16 protein-coding genes are annotated in these 17,364 nt (G+C 71.7%); 4 read left to right on the top strand and 12 right to left on the bottom strand.

Going from position 1 to position 17,364, the window contains the following annotated elements; genetic code table 11:
* Positions 1-119: 119 nt before the first annotated feature.
* The gene (locus IO39_RS12655; RefSeq protein WP_043620811.1) at positions 120-602 is read left to right on the top strand and encodes a GtrA family protein; all 483 of its coding nucleotides are present in this window, start codon (positions 120-122) and stop codon (positions 600-602) included.
* On the opposite strand, the gene IO39_RS12660 is transcribed toward IO39_RS12655, so the two are convergent.
* The 9 genes from IO39_RS12660 to IO39_RS12695 all read right to left on the bottom strand — a co-directional run bounded on the left by IO39_RS12660 (position 586) and on the right by IO39_RS12695 (position 7,871).
* Positions 586-1,863, bottom strand: a complete 1,278-nt coding sequence (locus IO39_RS12660) for an ATP-binding protein (protein ID WP_043620814.1) — start codon at positions 1,861-1,863, stop codon at positions 586-588. The two genes, IO39_RS12655 and IO39_RS12660, sit on opposite strands and share 17 nt — an antisense overlap.
* Positions 1,864-2,532: a response regulator transcription factor gene (locus IO39_RS12665; RefSeq protein WP_043620820.1), complete on the bottom strand. Its 669-nt coding sequence runs from the start codon at positions 2,530-2,532 to the stop codon at positions 1,864-1,866. It lies immediately after the preceding gene.
* A 370-nt stretch (positions 2,533-2,902) separates the two neighbouring features.
* Positions 2,903-3,388, bottom strand: a complete 486-nt coding sequence (bfr, locus tag IO39_RS12670; RefSeq protein ID WP_043620822.1) for a bacterioferritin — start codon at positions 3,386-3,388, stop codon at positions 2,903-2,905.
* Positions 3,389-3,413: 25 nt separating this feature from the next.
* Entirely contained in the window at positions 3,414-3,590 is a 177-nt protein-coding gene (locus tag IO39_RS52520; RefSeq protein WP_084772747.1) for a (2Fe-2S)-binding protein, read from the bottom strand.
* 174 nt (positions 3,591-3,764) lie between these two features.
* On the bottom strand, positions 3,765-4,385 hold the full coding sequence (locus tag IO39_RS12675; RefSeq protein ID WP_043620825.1) for an MBL fold metallo-hydrolase: 621 nt from the start codon (positions 4,383-4,385) through the stop codon (positions 3,765-3,767).
* A complete protein-coding gene (locus IO39_RS12680; RefSeq protein WP_043620828.1) occupies positions 4,382-5,467 on the bottom strand; it encodes an S-(hydroxymethyl)mycothiol dehydrogenase in 1,086 nt (361 codons plus the stop codon). The genes IO39_RS12675 and IO39_RS12680 overlap by 4 nt, the downstream gene beginning before the upstream one ends.
* 15 nt (positions 5,468-5,482) lie before the next feature.
* Complete coding sequence (locus IO39_RS12685; RefSeq protein WP_043620831.1) at positions 5,483-6,448, bottom strand: adenylate/guanylate cyclase domain-containing protein; 966 nt, start codon at positions 6,446-6,448, stop codon at positions 5,483-5,485.
* A gap of 36 nt (positions 6,449-6,484) precedes the next feature.
* Positions 6,485-6,997, bottom strand: coding sequence for a PH domain-containing protein (locus tag IO39_RS12690; RefSeq protein WP_043620834.1), 513 nt, complete (start codon positions 6,995-6,997; stop codon positions 6,485-6,487).
* A gap of 52 nt (positions 6,998-7,049) precedes the next feature.
* Complete coding sequence (locus IO39_RS12695; protein ID WP_043620837.1) at positions 7,050-7,871, bottom strand: biotin--[acetyl-CoA-carboxylase] ligase; 822 nt, start codon at positions 7,869-7,871, stop codon at positions 7,050-7,052.
* Positions 7,872-7,954: 83 nt separating this feature from the next.
* On the opposite strand from IO39_RS12695, the gene IO39_RS12700 reads away from it, so the two are divergent.
* The 3 genes from IO39_RS12700 (at position 7,955) to IO39_RS12710 (ending at position 12,177) form a co-directional block, all read left to right on the top strand.
* Positions 7,955-10,159 (top strand): FdhF/YdeP family oxidoreductase, encoded by a 2,205-nt coding sequence (locus IO39_RS12700; RefSeq protein WP_043620840.1) that lies wholly within the window; start codon positions 7,955-7,957, stop codon positions 10,157-10,159.
* Positions 10,156-10,995, top strand: a complete 840-nt coding sequence (fdhD, locus tag IO39_RS12705) for a formate dehydrogenase accessory sulfurtransferase FdhD (RefSeq protein ID WP_043620842.1) — start codon at positions 10,156-10,158, stop codon at positions 10,993-10,995. Before IO39_RS12700 ends, fdhD begins: the two co-directional genes overlap by 4 nt.
* 90 nt (positions 10,996-11,085) lie before the next feature.
* On the top strand, positions 11,086-12,177 hold the full coding sequence (locus tag IO39_RS12710; RefSeq protein ID WP_043620845.1) for an epoxide hydrolase family protein: 1,092 nt from the start codon (positions 11,086-11,088) through the stop codon (positions 12,175-12,177).
* A gap of 51 nt (positions 12,178-12,228) precedes the next feature.
* On the opposite strand, the gene IO39_RS12715 is transcribed toward IO39_RS12710, so the two are convergent.
* The 3 genes from IO39_RS12715 to IO39_RS12725 form a co-directional block, all read right to left on the bottom strand.
* Complete coding sequence (locus tag IO39_RS12715; RefSeq protein WP_245641938.1) at positions 12,229-14,805, bottom strand: phosphoenolpyruvate carboxylase; 2,577 nt, start codon at positions 14,803-14,805, stop codon at positions 12,229-12,231.
* 113 nt (positions 14,806-14,918) lie between these two features.
* Complete coding sequence (locus tag IO39_RS12720) at positions 14,919-16,481, bottom strand: hypothetical protein (protein ID WP_043620853.1); 1,563 nt, start codon at positions 16,479-16,481, stop codon at positions 14,919-14,921.
* Entirely contained in the window at positions 16,481-17,353 is an 873-nt protein-coding gene (locus tag IO39_RS12725) for an ABC transporter ATP-binding protein (protein ID WP_052422813.1), read from the bottom strand. The genes IO39_RS12720 and IO39_RS12725 overlap by 1 nt, the downstream gene beginning before the upstream one ends.
* Between the last annotated feature and the right edge of the window lie 11 nt (positions 17,354-17,364).

Raw genomic sequence — 17,364 nt, forward strand, 5'->3', positions numbered from 1 at the left:
GCCATTTTTCGAGAGTTGTTCTTTGTGGGGGTTTTGTTCACCCGTCCGACACCCCTGCTCCGACCTGGCCGGTACGCTGGGGGCGTCAAGCTCGACGAAGGAAGGGACCGAGCAGAGACGTGAACTTCACCAAGCGCCTCTACCAGCGGTTCTCCTCCCTTGTGCACGAGCTGGCCAAGTTCGGGAGCATCGGGGCGGTCGCCTTCGTCATCGACACGAGCCTGCTCAACCTCTGCAACGTCGTGTTCGACCTGGGGCCGCTGACCTCCAAGGTCGTGGCGACGACGATCTCCACCACCTTCGCCTACCTCGGCAACCGGTTCTGGACCTTCCGGCACCGCGAGCAGAGCGGCCTGGGCCGCGAATACTTCCTGTTCTTCCTGCTCAACGGCATCGCACTGCTGTTCGGCATGTTGACGATCGGCTTCACCACCTACACGCTCGGCCTGCACGACACGCTCAGCTTCAACATCGCCAACATCGTGGGCGTGGGGCTCGGCACGTTGTTCCGCTACTGGTCGTACAAGCGGTGGGTGTTCCTGGAGGCCACCGAGCCGATCCCGGTCGAGCTGCCCGAGGGCGGCGTCAGGCAGGACCGCTGACCACCCGGTTCCTGCTGTCGTCCTCCGCCGGCCGCAGGAAGATGGCGAAGGTCGCCGGTCTGCGCCGCACCAGCTCCAGCCTGCCGCCGTCGGCCGCGGCCAGCGCGCGGGCCAGCGTCAGCCCGAGCCCGGTGCCGCCGCCGCCGCTGACGTTCCGCTCGAAGATCTTGGGGGCGATCTCGTCGGCGATGCCGGGGCCCTCGTCGGCCACCTCGATGACCACGTAGCTGTCGCCGCAGGTGGTGGTGACGGTGACGGCGCCGCCGCCGTGGCGCAGGGAGTTCTCCAGCAGCGAGGCGATGACCTGGCCGAAGCCGCCGGTGGTGGCCATCGCCTTCAGGCCGCGCGAGCCTTCGAGCCGCAGCTCCCGGCCCGCCTCGCGGAAGACCGGGTCCCACTCGGTGACCTGCTGGACGAGCACCTCGTCGATCGCGACCGGCTCGGCCTGGGCGTGCCGCTGGCGGCGGGCCGCCGCCAGCAGCTCGTCGATCACGGCGGTGAGCCGCTCGGCCTGGACGATCGCCGCCTCGCCCTCCTCGCGCACGACCTCCGGCTCGTGGGAGGACGCGACGATCTCCTCCAGGCGCATGGTGAGCCCGGTGAGCGGGGTGCGGAGCTGGTGGGAGGCGTCGGTGGCGAACTCGCGCTCGCGGGTGAGCAGGTCGGAGATGCGGGTGGCGCTGCGGTCGAGGACCTGGGCCACGCGGTCCAGCTCGGGGATGCCGTAGCGGTGCTTGCTCGGGCGCGCGTCCCCCGAGCCCAGCCGTTCGGCGATCTTCGCCAGGTCCTGCAGGGGCAGCGTCAGGCGGCGGGACTGCACGACGGCCAGGCTCACGGCCACCGCCAGCGCGGCGATGGCCAGGGCCACGATGAGCAGCAGGCGGGCTCGTACGTCCTGCTCGACCTGGTCGCGGTCGCGGCTGATCCGTACGTAGACACCGGTGTTGGTCTGCGCGTCCTCGGTCATCAGGTGACCCGACGCCGGGGGTTCGCCGACGACGGTCACGTTGAGGGGGGTTCCGCGCTCCCAGATCTGGATGAACCGGCCCGGGTACTTCTGCTCCAGTTGCTGGGGGTCGAGCGGCGTCTCCTGGACGCGGGCGTACTCCACCTCTCCCACGAGACGCTTGGCCTCCGCCCCGAGCTCCTGGGCCGCCTCATCGACGATCAGGCGGCTGACGACGACGCCCAGGGGGACCCCCAGCAGCAGGACCGCGATGACCGCGACGACCAGGGTGGAGGAGAGCAGTCGGCGGCGCATCTACTCGCGCTCGAACCGGAAGCCGACCCCCCGGACCGTCGTGATGTAGCGCGGCTTGGCCGCGTCGTCGCCCAGCTTGCGTCGCAGCCATGAGATGTGCATGTCGAGCGTCTTGGTCGAACCCCACCAGTTCGTGTCCCACACCTCGCGCATGATCTGCTCGCGGGTGACGACCTTGCCGGCGTCGCGGACCAGGACGCGCAGCAGGTCGAACTCCTTGGTGGTCAGGTGCAGCTCCTTCTCCCCCATCCAGGCGCGCCGGGAGTCGGCGTCGATGCGCACCCCCTGCACGACCGGCGTCTCCGAGGTGCCGCGGCGCAGCAGGGCGCGCACTCTGGCCAGCAACTCGGCGAGGCGGAACGGTTTCGTCACGTAGTCGTCGGCGCCCGCGTCGAGGCCGACGACGGTGTCCACCTCATCTACGCGTGCGGTCAGAATCAGGACGGGAGTGCCGTGGCCCTCCGCCCGGATCCGGCGGGCGACCTCCAGACCGTCCATCTCTGGCAGGCCAAGGTCAAGAACAATCAGGTCGATGCCGCCCGACAGGGCCCTCTCCAGGGCCTGCGGGCCATCGGGACTCACCTCGACCTGATAGCCCTCGCGGCGCAGGGCGCGCGCGAGTGGCTCGGAAATCGAGGTGTCATCCTCGGCGAGAAGTACGCAGGTCATGAAGCGATCGTAGGACCTTAGGCGATCGTTTCCCGGGCACAGCGCGCGGTTTGACTCGTCGTTGACCTATCCATTGACCTGGGCAAACACCGTGAAAATACGGTAGGTCGTGATTAAAGCACCGCCGTTTTCCGGCGAGAATTCATCGGATGATCATGCCCGGCCGGGTGCCGCACCACCCGCCCGCTCTCGCGACCGCCGGCTGCGACCGTCGCTCGACGCCTTCCAGTGCCGCCGATCGGGCCCGCCCGCCCGCTCCTGACCGTTCCGATCCCGAGGGCCCGCCGTGTTCCTCGACGGGCCCCGGAAACGGCCGACGCGGGAGGCCGGTGGCCCCCCGCGTCGGCGAAGATGGACGGATGGAACGAGGTCAGTCGTCGGAAGACGGCGGCTCGGCGTAGCGGGCCAGGTAGAGCTGCTCCCCGAGGCTGCGGATCAGCCCCAGCTCCGTCTCCAGGTAGTCGATGTGCTCTTCCTCGTCCTTCAGGATGTCCTCGAAGATGTTGGCCGAGGTGATGTCGCCCTTCTCCCGCATGAGCTGGATCGCCGGGCGCAACCGCTCCACCACCGACATCTCCACCTCAAGGTCGGCGCGCAACTGCTCCTCGACGGTCTGGCCGATGTGCAGGGTGCCCAGGCGCTGATAGTTGGGCAGGCCCTCCAGGAAGAGGATGCGATCGGTCAGGCGCTCGGCGTGGCGCATCTCGTCGATCGACTCGTAGCGGGTGTGCTCGGCGAGCTTGGTGTATCCCCAATTCTCCTGCATCTTGGCGTGCAGGAAGTACTGGTTGATCGCGGTGAGCTCGGCGGTCAGCTGTTCGTTGAGCAGCTCGATGATCTGCTTGTCGCCCTGCATGAACGGGCCCCTCGTCGCTATCCGGCTATGCGGTCGTCAATTCTTCAGACCGTTTCAGGATCGCACAGATCTTCCGCACACAACGGGCACAGTCCCCACCGGCACCAGTGGTGTCGCGGATCTGCTTGGCGCTCGTCGCTCCGGCCGCGATGCAGTCGTGCACCTCATTTTCGGTCACAGCACGACATATGCACACGTACATCCGGGGACAGGCCTTTCAAGCAGGAGGGGCGCCCATGAGGTTAGGCACACCTAACAGTAGCCCACTGAGGTAAGGCTTGCCTACGTTGGGTGGGTCACACTCCCCTATCCCCGCCTGTCGGCGCCCGGGCGTGTCGTCCTGCCCCAGACCTTCCCCGGTGTCACCGCGCTCCGCTCAGTGTCCCCGCGCGATCCACTCCTCCAGGTGCGGCGCCTCCGCGCCGATCGAGGTGGAGTCGCCGTGGCCGGTGTGCACGACCGTCTCCGGCGGCAGGGTCAGCAGCCGCTCCCTGATCGAGTCGATGATCGTCTCGAACGAGCTGTAGGAGCGCCCCGTCGCCCCCGGCCCGCCCTTGAACAGCGTGTCACCGCTGAACACCGCCCCCAGCTCGGGCGCGTGGGCGCAGATCGCGCCGGGCGAGTGGCCGGGCGTGTGCAGGATGTGCAGGGCGCAGCCCCCGACGGCCAGCTTCTCGCCGTCGGCCAGCGGTTCGTACGTCACCTCCGGCCCGTACACCTGCTCCCACAACACCTGGTCGGCCGGGTGCAGCCGGATCGGCGCGCCGGTCAGCCCGGCCAGCTCCCTGGCGGCGTTGATGTGGTCGTTGTGCGCGTGGGTGCAGACGATGGCCCGGACCGTGCGGCCGCCCACCCGCTCGGCGATCGCCGCGGCGCTGTGGGCGGCGTCGATGACCACGACCTCGCGGGCGTCGCCGACGAGCCAGACGTTGTTGTCGACGTCCCACGTGCCGCCGTCCAGCGAGAACGTGCCCGAGGTGATGACCCTGTCGATCACAGCACCACCACCGAGCGCAGCACCTCGCCGCGGTGCATCTTCGCGAACGCCTCCTCGACCTGGTCGAGCGCGATCGTCTCGGAGACGAACCTGTCGAGCGGCAGCCGGTGCTGCAGGAACAGGTCGATCAGCATGGGGAAGTCGCGGCTGGGCAGGCAGTCGCCGTACCAGGAGGACTTCAGCGCGCCGCCGCGGCCGAACACGTCGAGCAGCGGCAGGTCGATGCGCATCTCCGGGGTCGGCACGCCGACCAGCACCACCGTGCCGGCCAGGTCGCGGGCGTAGAACGCCTGCTCGTACGTCTCCGGCCGGCCCACCGCCTCGATCACCACGTCGGCGCCGTGACCGCCGGTGAGGTCGCGGATCGCCTCGACCGGGTCGGCGGCCCGCGAGTTGACCGTGTGGGTGGCACCGAAGCCGCGCGCCCACTCCAGCTTGCGGTCGTCCACGTCGACCGCGATGACCTTCGCCGCGCCCGCCAGCGAGGCGCCCAGGATCGCCGCGTCGCCGACGCCGCCGCAGCCGATCACCGCCACGCTGTCGCCGCGCGTCACCTGGCCGGTGTTGACGGCCGCGCCGATGCCGGCCATCACGCCGCACCCCAGCAGGCCCGCGACCTGCGCGGGCGCCTCGGCCGAGACCTTCGTGCACTGCCCGGCCGCGACCAGCGTCTTCTCCAGGAACGCGCCGATGCCCAGCGCGGGCGACAGCTCGGTGCCGTCCTCGAGCGTCATCTTCTGGGCGGCGTTGTGGGTGTTGAAGCAGTACCACGGCCGGCCGCGCAGGCAGGCGCGGCACTGGCCGCACACCGCGCGCCAGTTGAGGATCACGAAGTCGCCGGGCGCGACCTCGGTGACGCCCGCGCCGACCGCCTCCACCGTGCCCGCGGCCTCGTGTCCCAGCAGGAACGGGTAGTCGTCGCTGATCCCGCCCTCCCGATAGTGCAGGTCGGTGTGGCACACCCCGCAGGCCTGCACGTTCACCACCGCCTCGCCCGGACCCGGGTCCGGTACGAGCACCGTCTCCAGCGAAACTTCCTGGCCCTTGCCCCGGGCGATGACGCCCTGCACTTCGTACGGCATGCCAGTCATCTTGTGTCAGGAGGATGATCTCCGCAAGACATAGGGCTGCACCACGCCGAGACCCCGTGCCGGACGGCGCCGGATCTTGTGCAGCTCGTGCCCGCCGAGCCCGCCGGCCAGCTCCTCGTCCACCAGGATCGTGCCCGGCCGGGCGATGGCGGTGAGCCGGGCGGCCAGGTTGACGGTCGTGCCGAAGACGTCGCCCATCATGGGCACCACGGGCCCGTACGCCATGCCGATGCGCAGCTCCTCGGCCGCCACCAGGTCGAGCGCGACGGCCGCCGCCTGCTCCGGCTCCGCGGCGGTGAACAGCACCTCGTCGCCCAGCGTCTTGACCAGCCGCGCCCCGTACGTGGCCACCACGTCGGAGGCCCGCGACTCGAACCCCTCGACCAGCTCGGCCAGCTCCTTCTCGTCGAGCTCGCGGCTGCGCCGGGTGAACGACACCAGGTCCGCGAACCCCACCGCCATCGGCACCCTGGTCGGCACCAGCTCGTCGTTGACGTCGGCGATGGCCAGCAGCCGGGTGCCCGCGGCGGCGAGCTGGGCCCGCCAGACGTGGATGAGCACGTGCTCGAAGTCGGGTATCAGCCGCCGCGCCATGTCGAGCACGGCCGTCAGATCGATCTCGGCGGGCTCGCGAGGCAGCAGCCGGCCCATCATGATCTCGGCCTGCCACTGCGCCAGCCTGGCCGTGGTCTGGCCCAGGGCGCGGGCCATGCGGATCACGGTCTCCTCGTCGAGCAGGCCGCTGTCGAGCATGTTGCGCACCCGGCGCAGCGCGTCGACGTCGGCGTCGGTGAACGCGACGGCGTCCTCGGCCCGCTGCGCGAAGCCGAGCGCGCGCCAGATGCGGCCGGACAGTTCGCGGGGCACGCCGCTCTCCGCGGCGACCTCGGCCCGGGTGTGGCGGGGCGGCAGGCCGACCAGCAGCCGCTCGATCTCCTCGGCGGACGGGCGGGCGGGACGGGCTTCGTTCACCCGAAGGAGGCTACTTCAGCGCCCCGGTAACTCCCATCAGCGGCCGTCGGCCTCGCCGTCGGAGGCGTCCTCGACGAGCCGGAACAGGTCGGTGCGCACGTCCTGGATCCTCGGGATGTCGCGCAGCACGATCTCGCCCCGGTCGCCCGCCGACTCGACCGTCAGCGTGCCGCAGCCGAGCAGCCGCTCGGCCAGGGTCTGGTCGGAGCTGACCGTGTTGACCTTGGTGATCGGGATCTCGTCGGTCGACTTGTTGAGCACGCCCGTGCTGATCGTGAAGCGGTGCGTGGTGAGCACGTAGCCCGTGTTCTTCCACTGCAGGTAGGGCACGAACGACCAGATCGTCAGCAGGACGAGCCCGATGACGACGACCGCGATCCTGGCGTAGGAGGCGTACGCGAAGTCACCGGGAATGAAGTACAGCGCCGCGCCCGAGGCCGCGGCGATGAGGAACAGCGCGATGAAGGGGACGATGAGCCGCTTCCAGTGAGGGTGGAAGGACCGGACGCGCCGCTCACCCTGCGTCAGATGATGGTCGGGAAGGGTCATGGCCAAATCGTGCCACCATCGCCGCCCCGCGGCTACGCCGACGCCCGAACGGTCAGTTCACCGCTCTGACGTGCACGACGTCGCCCGCGCTCAGCGTGTGGCGCTCGCCGCCGGACTCCACCTGGAGGTGCCCGGCGTGGTCCACGCCGGTGGCCCGGCCGGTCAGCGCCCGGCCGCCGGGCAGCTCCACCCTGACCTGCCGCCCGACGGTGGCGCTGGCGGCGAGGTAGGCCGCGCGCAGCCCGGACGCGTCCGCGTCGCCCCCGGCCTCGGTCCAGTCGCGGTAGTGGCTCTCGACCTCCCTGAGCACGGCCCGCAGCAGCGGGTCGCGGTCGAGGCAGGCCGCCTTCTCGATGGCCAGCGAGGTGGCCGTCTCGACGGGCAGCTCCTCGGGCCGGAGCGTGACGTTCATGCCCATGCCGATGACCACGGCGTCGTCGGAGCGCTCGGCCAGCACCCCGGCCAGCTTGCGCTCGTCGATCAGCAGGTCGTTGGGCCACTTCAGGCCCACCTCGACCTCGGCCAGGCGGCGTACGGCCGAGGCGGCGGCGACGCCGTACAGGAGGGAGAGCCAGCCCTGGGCGGCGACCGGCACGGCGGGCCGCAGCACGATCGAGAAGGTCAGGCCGGAGCGGGCGGGGGCGGACCAGGAGCGGCCCAGGCGCCCGCGGCCGGCCTGCTGCGCCTCCGCGACCAGCACCGTGCCCTCCGGCGCGCCGTCCTTGGCGGCCCTGGCCAGGTCGGCGTTGGTGGAGCCGGTGCTGTCGACGACGGTGACGCCCGTCCACAACGAGCCGGGGTGGACCAGGGCGCGGTTGAGCGCCGCCTCGGACAGCGGAGGGCGGTCGAGGTCGGAGTAGCGGGAGTGGGGCATCCCCCCATCTTCCCCGATGGCACGTTCCGGCAGCGCCGCCCCCGCGCGGCGGGCGCACGCCGGCGAAGGGGCAAGATGGGTGGATGAGCAAGCGTCTGGACCCCCGGAACTGGGCCTCGTGGCGGCCCTTCGGACTCGGGTTGCGCAAGCCGAACAACTACCTTGAGCTGTGGAAGGCCTTCAAGTCGGTCAAGGGAAACCGGCGTTACGCCTGGCGGATCCTCAACCAGGGCACGTGCGACGGATGCGCGCTCGGCACCCACGGCATGCGCGACTGGACGATGGACGAGATCCATCTGTGCAACATCAGGCTGCGGCTGCTGCCCCTGAACACCATGCCGGCCCTCGACGTCTCCCTGCTGCGCGACGTGTCGGGGCTGGCGGGCAGGAAGAGCGCGGAGCTGCGGGAGCTGGGGCGGCTGCCGTACCCGATGCTGCGGCGCGCGGGCGAGCCCGGCTTCACCCGCCTCTCCTGGGACGAGGCGCTGCGCGTGGCGGCCGGCGGGCTGCGCGGCGCCCGCCTGGGGGCCTATCTGACCAGCCGCGGCGTGCCCAACGAGAACTACTACGCCGCCCAGAAGGCGGTGCGCGCGCTCGGCACCAACAACGTCGACAACGCCGCCCGCATCTGCCACTCGCCCTCCACGGTGGCGCTCAAGGAGACGATCGGGGCGGCGGCCACGACCTGCTCGTACGCCGACTGGATCGGCTCCGACCTCATCGTGTTCATCGGCTCGAACCCGTCGAACAACCAGCCGGTCGCGATGAAGTACCTCTACCACGCCAAGAAGGCCGGCACCCGGGTGGTCATGGTCAACGCCTACCGCGAGCCGGGGATGGAACGGTACTGGGTGCCGTCCAACGCCGAGTCCGCGGTGTTCGGCACGAAGATCACCGATGAGTTCTTCGGCGTGAACGTGGGCGGCGACATCGGCTTCCTCAACGGCGTGCTGAAGCACCTGATCGAGAACGACTGGCTGGACGACGCGTTCGTCGCCGAGCACACGACGGGCTTCGACGACGTGCGCCGCGCGCTGGCCGGGCAGTCGTGGGAGCGGCTGGAGTCGTTGTCGGGGGCCTCGCGGGCGGAGATGCTCCGGCTGGCCAGGCTGCTCGCCGAGGCGAGGTCGGCGGTGCTGGTGTGGTCGATGGGCATCACGCAGCACAGCTACGGCGAGGACAACGTGCGCGCGATCGTGAACCTGGCGCTGGCGCGCGGCTTCCTCGGGCGCGACAAGTGCGGGCTGATGCCGATCCGGGGGCACAGCGGGGTGCAGGGCGGGGCGGAGATGGGGGCGTACGCGACCGGGCTGCCGGGCGGGCTGCCGATCACCCCCGAGAACGCCGCGACCTTCACCGGGATGTGGGGCTTCGAGGTGCCGGACACGCCCGGCCTGACCGCGACCGACATGATCGACGCCGCCCACGCGGGCGAGCTGGACGCGCTCATCTCCTCCGGCGGCAACTTCCTGGAGGTGCTGCCCGACCCCGGCTACTGCCGGGAGGCGCTGTCGCGGCTGAGGCTGCGGGTGCACATCGACATCGTGCTGTCGTCGCAGATGCTGGTGCCGGGGGCGGGCGACGTGCTGCTGCTGCCCGCCCAGACGCGCTACGAGATGGCCGGCGGGGTGACCGAGACCTCCACGGAGCGGCGGATCATCTTCTCGCCCGAGGTGGAGGGGCCGCGGATCGGGGAGGCGTGGCCGGAGTGGAAGATCTTCGGCGAGCTGGCCGCCCACACTCGTCCCGAAATTTCGGGAAAAGTCCGCTTTTCTGGCACGCCGCAGATCCGCGCCGAGATCGAGCGGGCGGTGCCCTTCTACCGGGGCATCGCGGGCCTGGCGAAATTCGGCGACAACGTCCAGTACGGCGGGCGCCACCTGTTCGCCGGCGGCGCCTTCCAGACGCCCGGCGGGCGGGGCAGGTTCTCGGCCGTCGAGCCGCCGGCGCTGGAGCGGCCCGACGGGGCGTTCATGGTGGCCACCAGACGGGGCAAACAGTTCAACAGCATGGTTCACGAGCGCCGCGACGGCTTCAACGGCGCACTCAGGGAGGCGGTGCTGATGAGCGCGTACGACGCCGACCGGCTCGGCCTGCCCGACGGGGCCCGCGTCGAGCTGCGCTCCGGCGAGCGCACCTATCAGGGCCGGGTGCTGCGCGCCCCGCTGATGCCGGGCAACCTGCAGATCCACTGGCCGGAGGGCAACGTCCTGCTGGACCAGGCGCGGCGCTCCCCCGACGCGCGCATCCCCGACTACAACGCCGTCGCCACCCTGAAGGCGCTGTGAAGACCCGCCCCGGGCCGACCACCCGGGTCCGGATCACCGAGCTGTCCGGCCCGGCGGCCCGGGAGCGGCGTGACGACCTGGCCACGGAGGAGCCGCTGGAGATCCGCCTCGCGGCGCCCGACGGCACGCGCAGGACCGTGGCCATCACCATGCGCACGCCGGGGCACGACTTCGAGCTGGCGGCCGGGTTCCTGGCCGGTGAGGGGCTGGCGGGGCCGCAGGACGTGGCGTCGATCGCGTACTGCACCGACGAGGACCTCCCGCCCGAGGCCCGCTACAACACCGTGACGGTGCGCCTGCGCGGCCCCGTGCCCGACCTGCCCGCGCTGGAGCGGCACTTCGTCACCTCCAGCGCGTGCGGCGTGTGCGGCTCGGCCGGCCTGGAGGCGCTGCGCCTGCGGTGCGCGACCGTGCCGCGCGGGCTGCTCAAGCTGACGCCCGACCTGCTCTACACGCTGCCGGACGCGCTCCGCGCGGCCCAGGGCGTCTTCGGCAAGACGGGCGGGCTGCACGCCGCCGGGCTGTTCTCGGCCGACGGGCGCCTGGTGGCGGCGCGCGAGGACGTGGGCCGCCACAACGCCGTGGACAAGCTGGTCGGCTGGGCCGCCCTGTCGGGGCGGCTGCCGCTGGCCGAGCACGTGCTGATGGTCAGCGGCCGGGCCAGCTACGAGATCATGCAGAAGGCGCTGGCGGCGGGCGTGCCGGTGGTGTGCGCGGTGTCGGCGCCGTCGTCGCTGGCGGTGGAGCTGGCCAGGGAGTTCGGGATGACACTGGTGGGCTTCCTGCGCGGCGAGCGCTGCAACGTGTACGCGGGGGCGGACCGCGTCTCCGCCTGACCCGGTTTCCTATTGGAATGAAGCATTCCGTTCTGCTACTATTGGAACAGAACGAAGCGTTCCGATCCGAACAGATCCTGGAGTTCCCGCATGAGCGCCGCCCCCGCCATCACCCCCTTCGCCATCGACATCCCGCAGGCCGACCTCGACGACCTCCAGGCCCGCCTCGCGCTGACCCGCTTCGCCGACGAGATCCCCGGCGCCGACCAGGGCGTGAGCGTCGAGCGGGTCAAGCGCCTGGTCTCCCGCTGGCGCGCCGGGTTCGACTGGCGGGCGCAGGAGGCGAGGCTGAACGCGTACCCGCACTTCACCACCGAGATCGACGGCCAGAACATCCACTTCATTCACGTCCGCTCCGCCGACCCGGACGCGCTCGCGCTGATCCTCACCCACGGCTGGCCCGGCACGATCGCCGAATACCTCAGGGCCATCGAGCCCCTCTCGCGCCACTTCCACCTGGTCATCCCGTCCCTGCCCGGCTACGGCTTCTCCGGCCCGACGCGCGAGCTGGGCTGGAACAACCAGCGCATCGCCAGGGCGTGGGCCGAGCTGATGGCCCGGCTCGGCTACGAGCGCTACGGCGCGGCCGGCAACGACGGCGGCTCGATGATCTCCCCCGAGCTGGGCAGGATCGACCCGGAGCACGTCGTGGGCGTGCACGTCACGCAGCTGTTCTCGTTCCCGTCGGGCGACCCGGCCGAGTTCGCGGACCTGAGCGAGGAGGAGCAGGCCGGGCTGGCCGTGCTCGACTGGTTCTGGAAGGAGAAGGGCGCCTTCAACATCCTTCAGGCCCAGCAGCCGCAGACGCTCGCCCACGCGATCATGGACTCCCCCGCCGGGCTCGTGGGTTGGCTGGCCCAGCTCTTCGACGAGGACCTCGACGACGACTTCGTGCTGCTGAACGCGGCGATCCACTGGTTCACCGGCACGGCGGGCTCGGCCCTGCGGCTCTACTGGGAGAACGCGCGGGCCGAGCAGCCCAAGGAGCCGACGACCGTGCCGATCGCGCTGGCCATGGCCGAGGGCGACTTCGCCTCGATCCGCCGCTTCGCCGAGCGGGACCACGCGAACATCGTCTCCTGGAAGACCCTCCCGGCCCCGGCCCGCGGCCACTACACGGCCCACTCCGCCACCGAAACCCTCACCACCGACATGACCACCTTCTTCAGCACCCTCGGCTGATCACGTCAGCGCGCGGGAGGCGGCCGGTGGGCGCCTCCCGCGCGGGGGTGGTCAGCCGGTGTTCTGGAGGCCGGCGGCGACGCCGTTGACGGACAGCAGGAGGAGGGTGGACAGGCGGTCGCGTTCCTGGTCCGACAGGGTCTCCGTGCGCAGGGCGCGCAGGGCGCGGAGCTGGAGGTGGGACAGGGCGTCCACGTACGGGTCGCGGAGCTGGACGGCGCGCGAGAGGACCTTGCGGTTCTCCAGCAGCCGCGTGTGGCCCGTGACCCGCAGCACCAGCTCCCTGGTCCGGTCGTACTCCTCCAGCACCTGCCGGGTGAAGTCCTCCCGGCCGCCGAGGGCCAGGTAGCGCTCGGCGATCGAGCGGTCGGTCTTGGCCAGCGACATCTCCGCGTTGTCCAGCATCACGTTGAACAGCGGCCACTCCGCGTACGCCGCCCGCAGCTCGTCCAGGGAGTCCACGGCCGCCAGGCCGGTGCCGAGGCCGTACCAGCCGGGCAGGTTGACCCGGGTCTGGGCCCAGGCGAACACCCAGGGGATGGCGCGCAGGTCGTCGAGGGAGCGGGGGGCGCCCAGGCCGCGGCGGGCCGGGCGGGAGCCGAGGCGCAGGGAGCCGATCTCCTCCAGCGGGCTGACCAGGCCGAACCACTCGGGGAAGCCGGGCGCCTCGGTCAGGCCGCGGTAGGCCCGCTCCGAGGCCGTGGCGACCCGCTCGGCCAGGCCGCGGAAGCGTTCGGCGGCGGTGGCGGTGCGGGCGCCGACGGTGGGCGAGGAGGCCAGCAGGACGGCGTTGGCGACCTGCTCCAGGTGGCGGCGGGCGATGGCGATGTGCCCGTAGCGGGCGAAGATGACCTCGCCCTGCTCGGTGACCTTGAAGCGGCCCGCGACCGAGCCGGGGGCCTGGGCCAGCACCGCGCGGTTGGCCGGGCCGCCGCCCCGGCCGAGGGCGCCGCCGCGGCCGTGGAACATGCGCAGCCGCACGTCGTGTCCGGCGGCCCAGGCGGTCAGCGCCTCCTGGGCCTCGTAGAGCCGCAGCGTGGCGGCGGCGGGGCCGAGCTCCTTGGCCGAGTCGGAGTAGCCGAGCATGATCTCCATGCGCCGGCCGGTGTCGGCCAGCCGCCGCTGGACCTCGGGGATGTCGAGCATGCCGGTCAGCACGTCGGGCGAGTTGGCCAGGTCCTGGCCGGACTCGAACAGCGGCACCACGTCGAGCACGGGCGCGCGGTCGCCGAGGGCGAAGCGGGCCAGCTCGTACACGGCGGCGATGTCCTCGGCCGAGCGGGTGAAGGAGACGACGTAGCGGGAGCAGGCGGTGACGCCGAAGCGCTCCTGGATCCAGCCGATCACCCGGATCGTGGCCAGGACCTCCTCGGTGCGCTCCGACAGCTCGCCGCCGGCCCGCAGCTCGGCCAGGGCCGCCGCGTGCACCTGGGAGTGCTGGCGCACCTCCAGCTCGGCCAGGTGGAAGCCGAACGTCTCGACCTGCCAGATGAGGTGCTGCAACTCGCCGTACGCCTGGCGCGGCGCGGAGGCGGCCAGCGACTCCTGCGCCAGCCGCAGGTCGGCCAGGAGCTCGGCGGGCGAGCGGTAGGCCAGGTCGAGGTGGCGGCGGTGGGTGGCGGCGATGCGCGCGGCCACGAACAGCAGCCACTGCCGGTGCGGCTCGCGCGGCGAGCGGGTGGCCAGCTCGGAGACGACGTCGGGGTGGGCGTGCACGGCCTCCGTCAGCGCCGACTCCAGCTCGGGCGAGCAGGGCGCGAACTGGGCGGAGGAGGTGAGCGTGCGGGCGATGCGCGAGCAGGCGGTCTCCAGGGCCGTCAGCACGTGCTCGGACTGGATCTTGATGGTCTCGCGGGTGACCTTGGAGGTGACGTTCGGGTTGCCGTCACGGTCGCCGCCGATCCAGCTTCCGTACCGGATGAAGGGCCTGGCCAGCGGCGGCCGGGTGCCGGTGCGCTCGTCGAGCGCGGCGTCCAGCGAGCGGTAGACCTGCGGCACCATGCGGAACAGCGTCTCGTCGAAGGCGGCCATCGCGGTGCGCACCTCGTCGAGGGGGTCCAGCTTGGTGGAGCGGAGCTGGGCGGTGCGCCACAGCAGGTCGATCTCCTCCAGCATGCGCCGCTTGCTCTCGGCGCGCTCGGACGCGCCGCGGCCCGGCGTGTTGTACTCGGTGAGCTGGCCGCTGATGCGCTGGATGGCGGTGACGACGGCGCGCCTGCGGGCCTCGGTGGGGTGCGCGGTGAGCACGGGATGCAGCTCCAGGCCCTCCAGCAGCTCGCCGACCCGCTCGTGGCCCAGCTCGTGTACGGCCTGTGCCAGCGACTCTCGCTGCACCCTGCCCTCGGCGTCCCGCTCGCGCAAGGTGCGGATGCGGTAGTGCTCCTCGGCCAGGTTGGCCAGGTGGAAGTAGCAGGTGAACGCGCGGGCCACCGCCACGGCCCGCTCGATCTCCCATCCGGCGACCATCTCGGTGATCACGTCGGCCGAGATCTCACCCTTGCGCGCGGCGATGACGGCCTTGCGCAGACGTTCGACGTCGGCCAGCAGGTCTTCGCCGCCCTGCTCGGCCAGGACCTGGCCGAGCAGTTTGCCGAGCAGACGCACATCGTGGCGTAGCTCGTCCGGCATCTCGGTTACGGCGGCACTGCGACGCTCGAGCCCCTGGTCAATCATGTTTCGAAGGGTAGCGAGTCGGTTCACGACGCCGTAGACCGGTCTCAGTTATTGGACTAGACCACTGCTCAGGTGGGCTTTGACACCGCCGCGAGCAGCTCCGGGGTGCGGGCGAAGCCGATCCTGGCGGCCAGCCGGCGGCCGAGCGTCTCCGCCAGCAGCCCGTAGCACGGCGCGAGCGCGCAGACCCAGGTGAGCCCGAACAACAGCGGCACCACGAACGGCAGCGCGAGCAGCCCGACCCCCATCATGGCCCCGAGGGAGGAGGCGAAGGCCAGCCCGCCCTGGCCCGGGGCGGCGCCGCTGAAGGCGTTCATCCGTTCGGGCACCGTGTACGGCAGCACCACGCTCGTCACCGACCCGACGCCGAGCGCGATCCCGAGCGTGCCCCACCCGGCCAGCATGGCGGGCGCGATCGCGCCCGGCTCCCCCACGAGCAGGCCGGCCGCGGCGGCGATCACGGCGAGCAGCGGCACGGCGACCACCGCGTTGGCCAGGTGCCGCCCGGCCAGGTCGGTGGCCAGGGCGCGCTCGGAGCCGAAGGCGACGGCGTTCATCCACAGGGAGCGGCCGTCGATGCCGAACGCGTTGCCCGACTGCAGCGCGATCATCAGGGCGGCGACGGCGGCCAGGGCGATCGGCACGCCGGACCCGCCGCCGCCCTCGGTCGTCCTGCTCAGCGAGAACGCCAGCACGACCGTGACCAGGACGGCGCTGAACCAGCCCACGCGGTAGCGGGGCTCGCGCCGGAAGTACTTCAGCTCCTTGGTCACCACCGCCGCCAGCGGCCCGTCGGGCAGGAGCCGGTCGGCCAGCCCGCGCTCCCTGCGCACGGAGGCGGCCTGGGTGGAGACGTCGGGCGTGACGAGGGCCCGGCCGAGCGCCTTGATCCACAACCAGGCCAGCGCCACCACGAGCAGCGCCACGAAGGCCAGCTCGGCCAGCGCGACCGGGCCGCCGTCGGAGATGGCGTGGGCCGTCATGCCCGGCGGGGTCCAGCGCAGCACGCCGGCGAGCTGGTGCAGCATGGCCTCGGGGTCGCGGAAGCCGGAGTTCAGCAGCAGGTTGGGGAGCTGGGAGAGCAGCACGACGAGCAGCGCCGCCACGGCCAGCACGTCACGGCCGCGCCGGGTGCGCAGCGCGCTGGACAGCGACGTGGTGATCAGCCGGGACGTCACCACGCAGAGCCCGAACTGCAGCAGCACGGCCAGCACGCCGAGCAGCCAGCCGGCGCCGGAGGCCAGCCCGACCAGCGCGCCGAACGTGACGATCAGCATCGCCGCCGGCCAGACGCCGGTGACGGACGCGGTGAACATGCCGATCGCCATCCGCCGCGTGCCCAGCGGGAACAGCGCCAGCTTGGCCGGGTCGAGCGTGTCGTCCAGGCCGAACGCCATCAGCGGCACCACCATCCAGCCGAACAGGAAGGCGGAGAAGAGCACGGTCACCAGGGAGGAGGCGATGTCCGGGGGCGCCAGGCGCAGCAGGCTCATGAGGAAGAAGCCGAGCGCGGCCAGCCCCGCGGCGGAGACCAGGGTGAAGACGAAGCCGAGCTTGCGCTGGAGGTCGCCGCGCAGGTTGCCGGCCAGCAGGCGCAGCTTGAGCTGCGCGAAGAGCGCGACGGTGGCCATCACACCGCCTCGGAGGGCGGCTCGGCCGCGGGCGGAGCCGCCGGAGCCGGGGCCGCAGGGGACGGAGCCGACGCGGGCGAGGCCGCAGGAGACGGGGCTGCCGGGGCCGCCGGTCTGGCGCCGAGCCAGCTCAGGTCGGAGCCGCCGCCGTTGGCCGGTTGGCCGACGAGTTCGAGGAAGGCCTGGTTGAGGCTGCGCCCGCCGCGTACGTCCGCCAGCGGCCCCTGCGCCACGATGTGGCCCCCGCTCATCACCGACACCCAGTCGCACAGCCGCTCGACCAGGTCCATCACGTGGCTGGAGAAGATGACGGTGGAGCCGGAGGCGGTGAAGCGCCGCAGCACCTCGGTCAGCGTGTTGGCGCTGACCGGGTCGACGCCCTCGAACGGCTCGTCGAGGAAGAGCACCGACGGGTTGTGCAGCAGCGCCGCGGCCAGGCCGATCTTCTTGCGCATGCCGGTGGAGTAGTCGACGACCAGCTTGTCGGCGGCGGCGGTCAGGTCCATCACGGCCAGCAGCTCGCCGGCGCGCCGCTCGACGTCGGCCTTGGGCAGGCCGCGCAGCCTGCCGTTGTAGAGGAGCAGCTCGCGGCCCGACAGCCGCTCGAACAGCCGCAGCCCCTCGGGCAGCACGCCGATGCGGGCCTTGACCTCGACCGGGTCGCGCCAGACGTGGAAGCCGTCCACCTCGGCGGAGCCGCCGTCGGGACGCAGCAGCCCGGTGATCATGCTGAGCGTGGTCGTCTTGCCCGCGCCGTTGGGGCCCACCAGACCCGCGAAGCTGCCTGCGGGGACGACGAGATCGACCCCGGCGACGGCGATCTGCTGCCCGTATCGCTTGAGAAGGCCATGGGTGCGAACCGCGTCCGTCATGGCTCCACTCT

It is taken from the genome of Nonomuraea candida (assembly GCF_000725485.1).
GTDB lineage: Bacteria > Actinomycetota > Actinomycetes > Streptosporangiales > Streptosporangiaceae > Nonomuraea > Nonomuraea candida.

Bases quoted from the DNA above. Each gene is read 5' to 3' on its own strand.
- IO39_RS12725 (WP_052422813.1), bottom strand. From the start codon at position 17,353: ATGACGGACGCGGTTCGCACCCATGGCCTTCTCAAGCGATACGGGCAG.
- IO39_RS12700 (WP_043620840.1), top strand. From the start codon at position 7,955: ATGAGCAAGCGTCTGGACCCCCGGAACTGGGCCTCGTGGCGGCCCTTC.
- IO39_RS52520 (WP_084772747.1), bottom strand. From the start codon at position 3,590: ATGTACGTGTGCATATGTCGTGCTGTGACCGAAAATGAGGTGCACGAC.
- IO39_RS12690 (WP_043620834.1), bottom strand. From the start codon at position 6,997: ATGACCCTTCCCGACCATCATCTGACGCAGGGTGAGCGGCGCGTCCGG.
- IO39_RS12720 (WP_043620853.1), bottom strand. From the start codon at position 16,481: ATGGCCACCGTCGCGCTCTTCGCGCAGCTCAAGCTGCGCCTGCTGGCC.
- IO39_RS12710 (WP_043620845.1), top strand. From the start codon at position 11,086: ATGAGCGCCGCCCCCGCCATCACCCCCTTCGCCATCGACATCCCGCAG.
- IO39_RS12660 (WP_043620814.1), bottom strand. From the start codon at position 1,863: ATGCGCCGCCGACTGCTCTCCTCCACCCTGGTCGTCGCGGTCATCGCG.
- bfr (WP_043620822.1), bottom strand. From the start codon at position 3,388: ATGCAGGGCGACAAGCAGATCATCGAGCTGCTCAACGAACAGCTGACC.
- IO39_RS12680 (WP_043620828.1), bottom strand. From the start codon at position 5,467: ATGCCGTACGAAGTGCAGGGCGTCATCGCCCGGGGCAAGGGCCAGGAA.
- IO39_RS12665 (WP_043620820.1), bottom strand. From the start codon at position 2,532: ATGACCTGCGTACTTCTCGCCGAGGATGACACCTCGATTTCCGAGCCA.
- IO39_RS12695 (WP_043620837.1), bottom strand. From the start codon at position 7,871: ATGCCCCACTCCCGCTACTCCGACCTCGACCGCCCTCCGCTGTCCGAG.
- IO39_RS12715 (WP_245641938.1), bottom strand. From the start codon at position 14,805: ATGCCGGACGAGCTACGCCACGATGTGCGTCTGCTCGGCAAACTGCTC.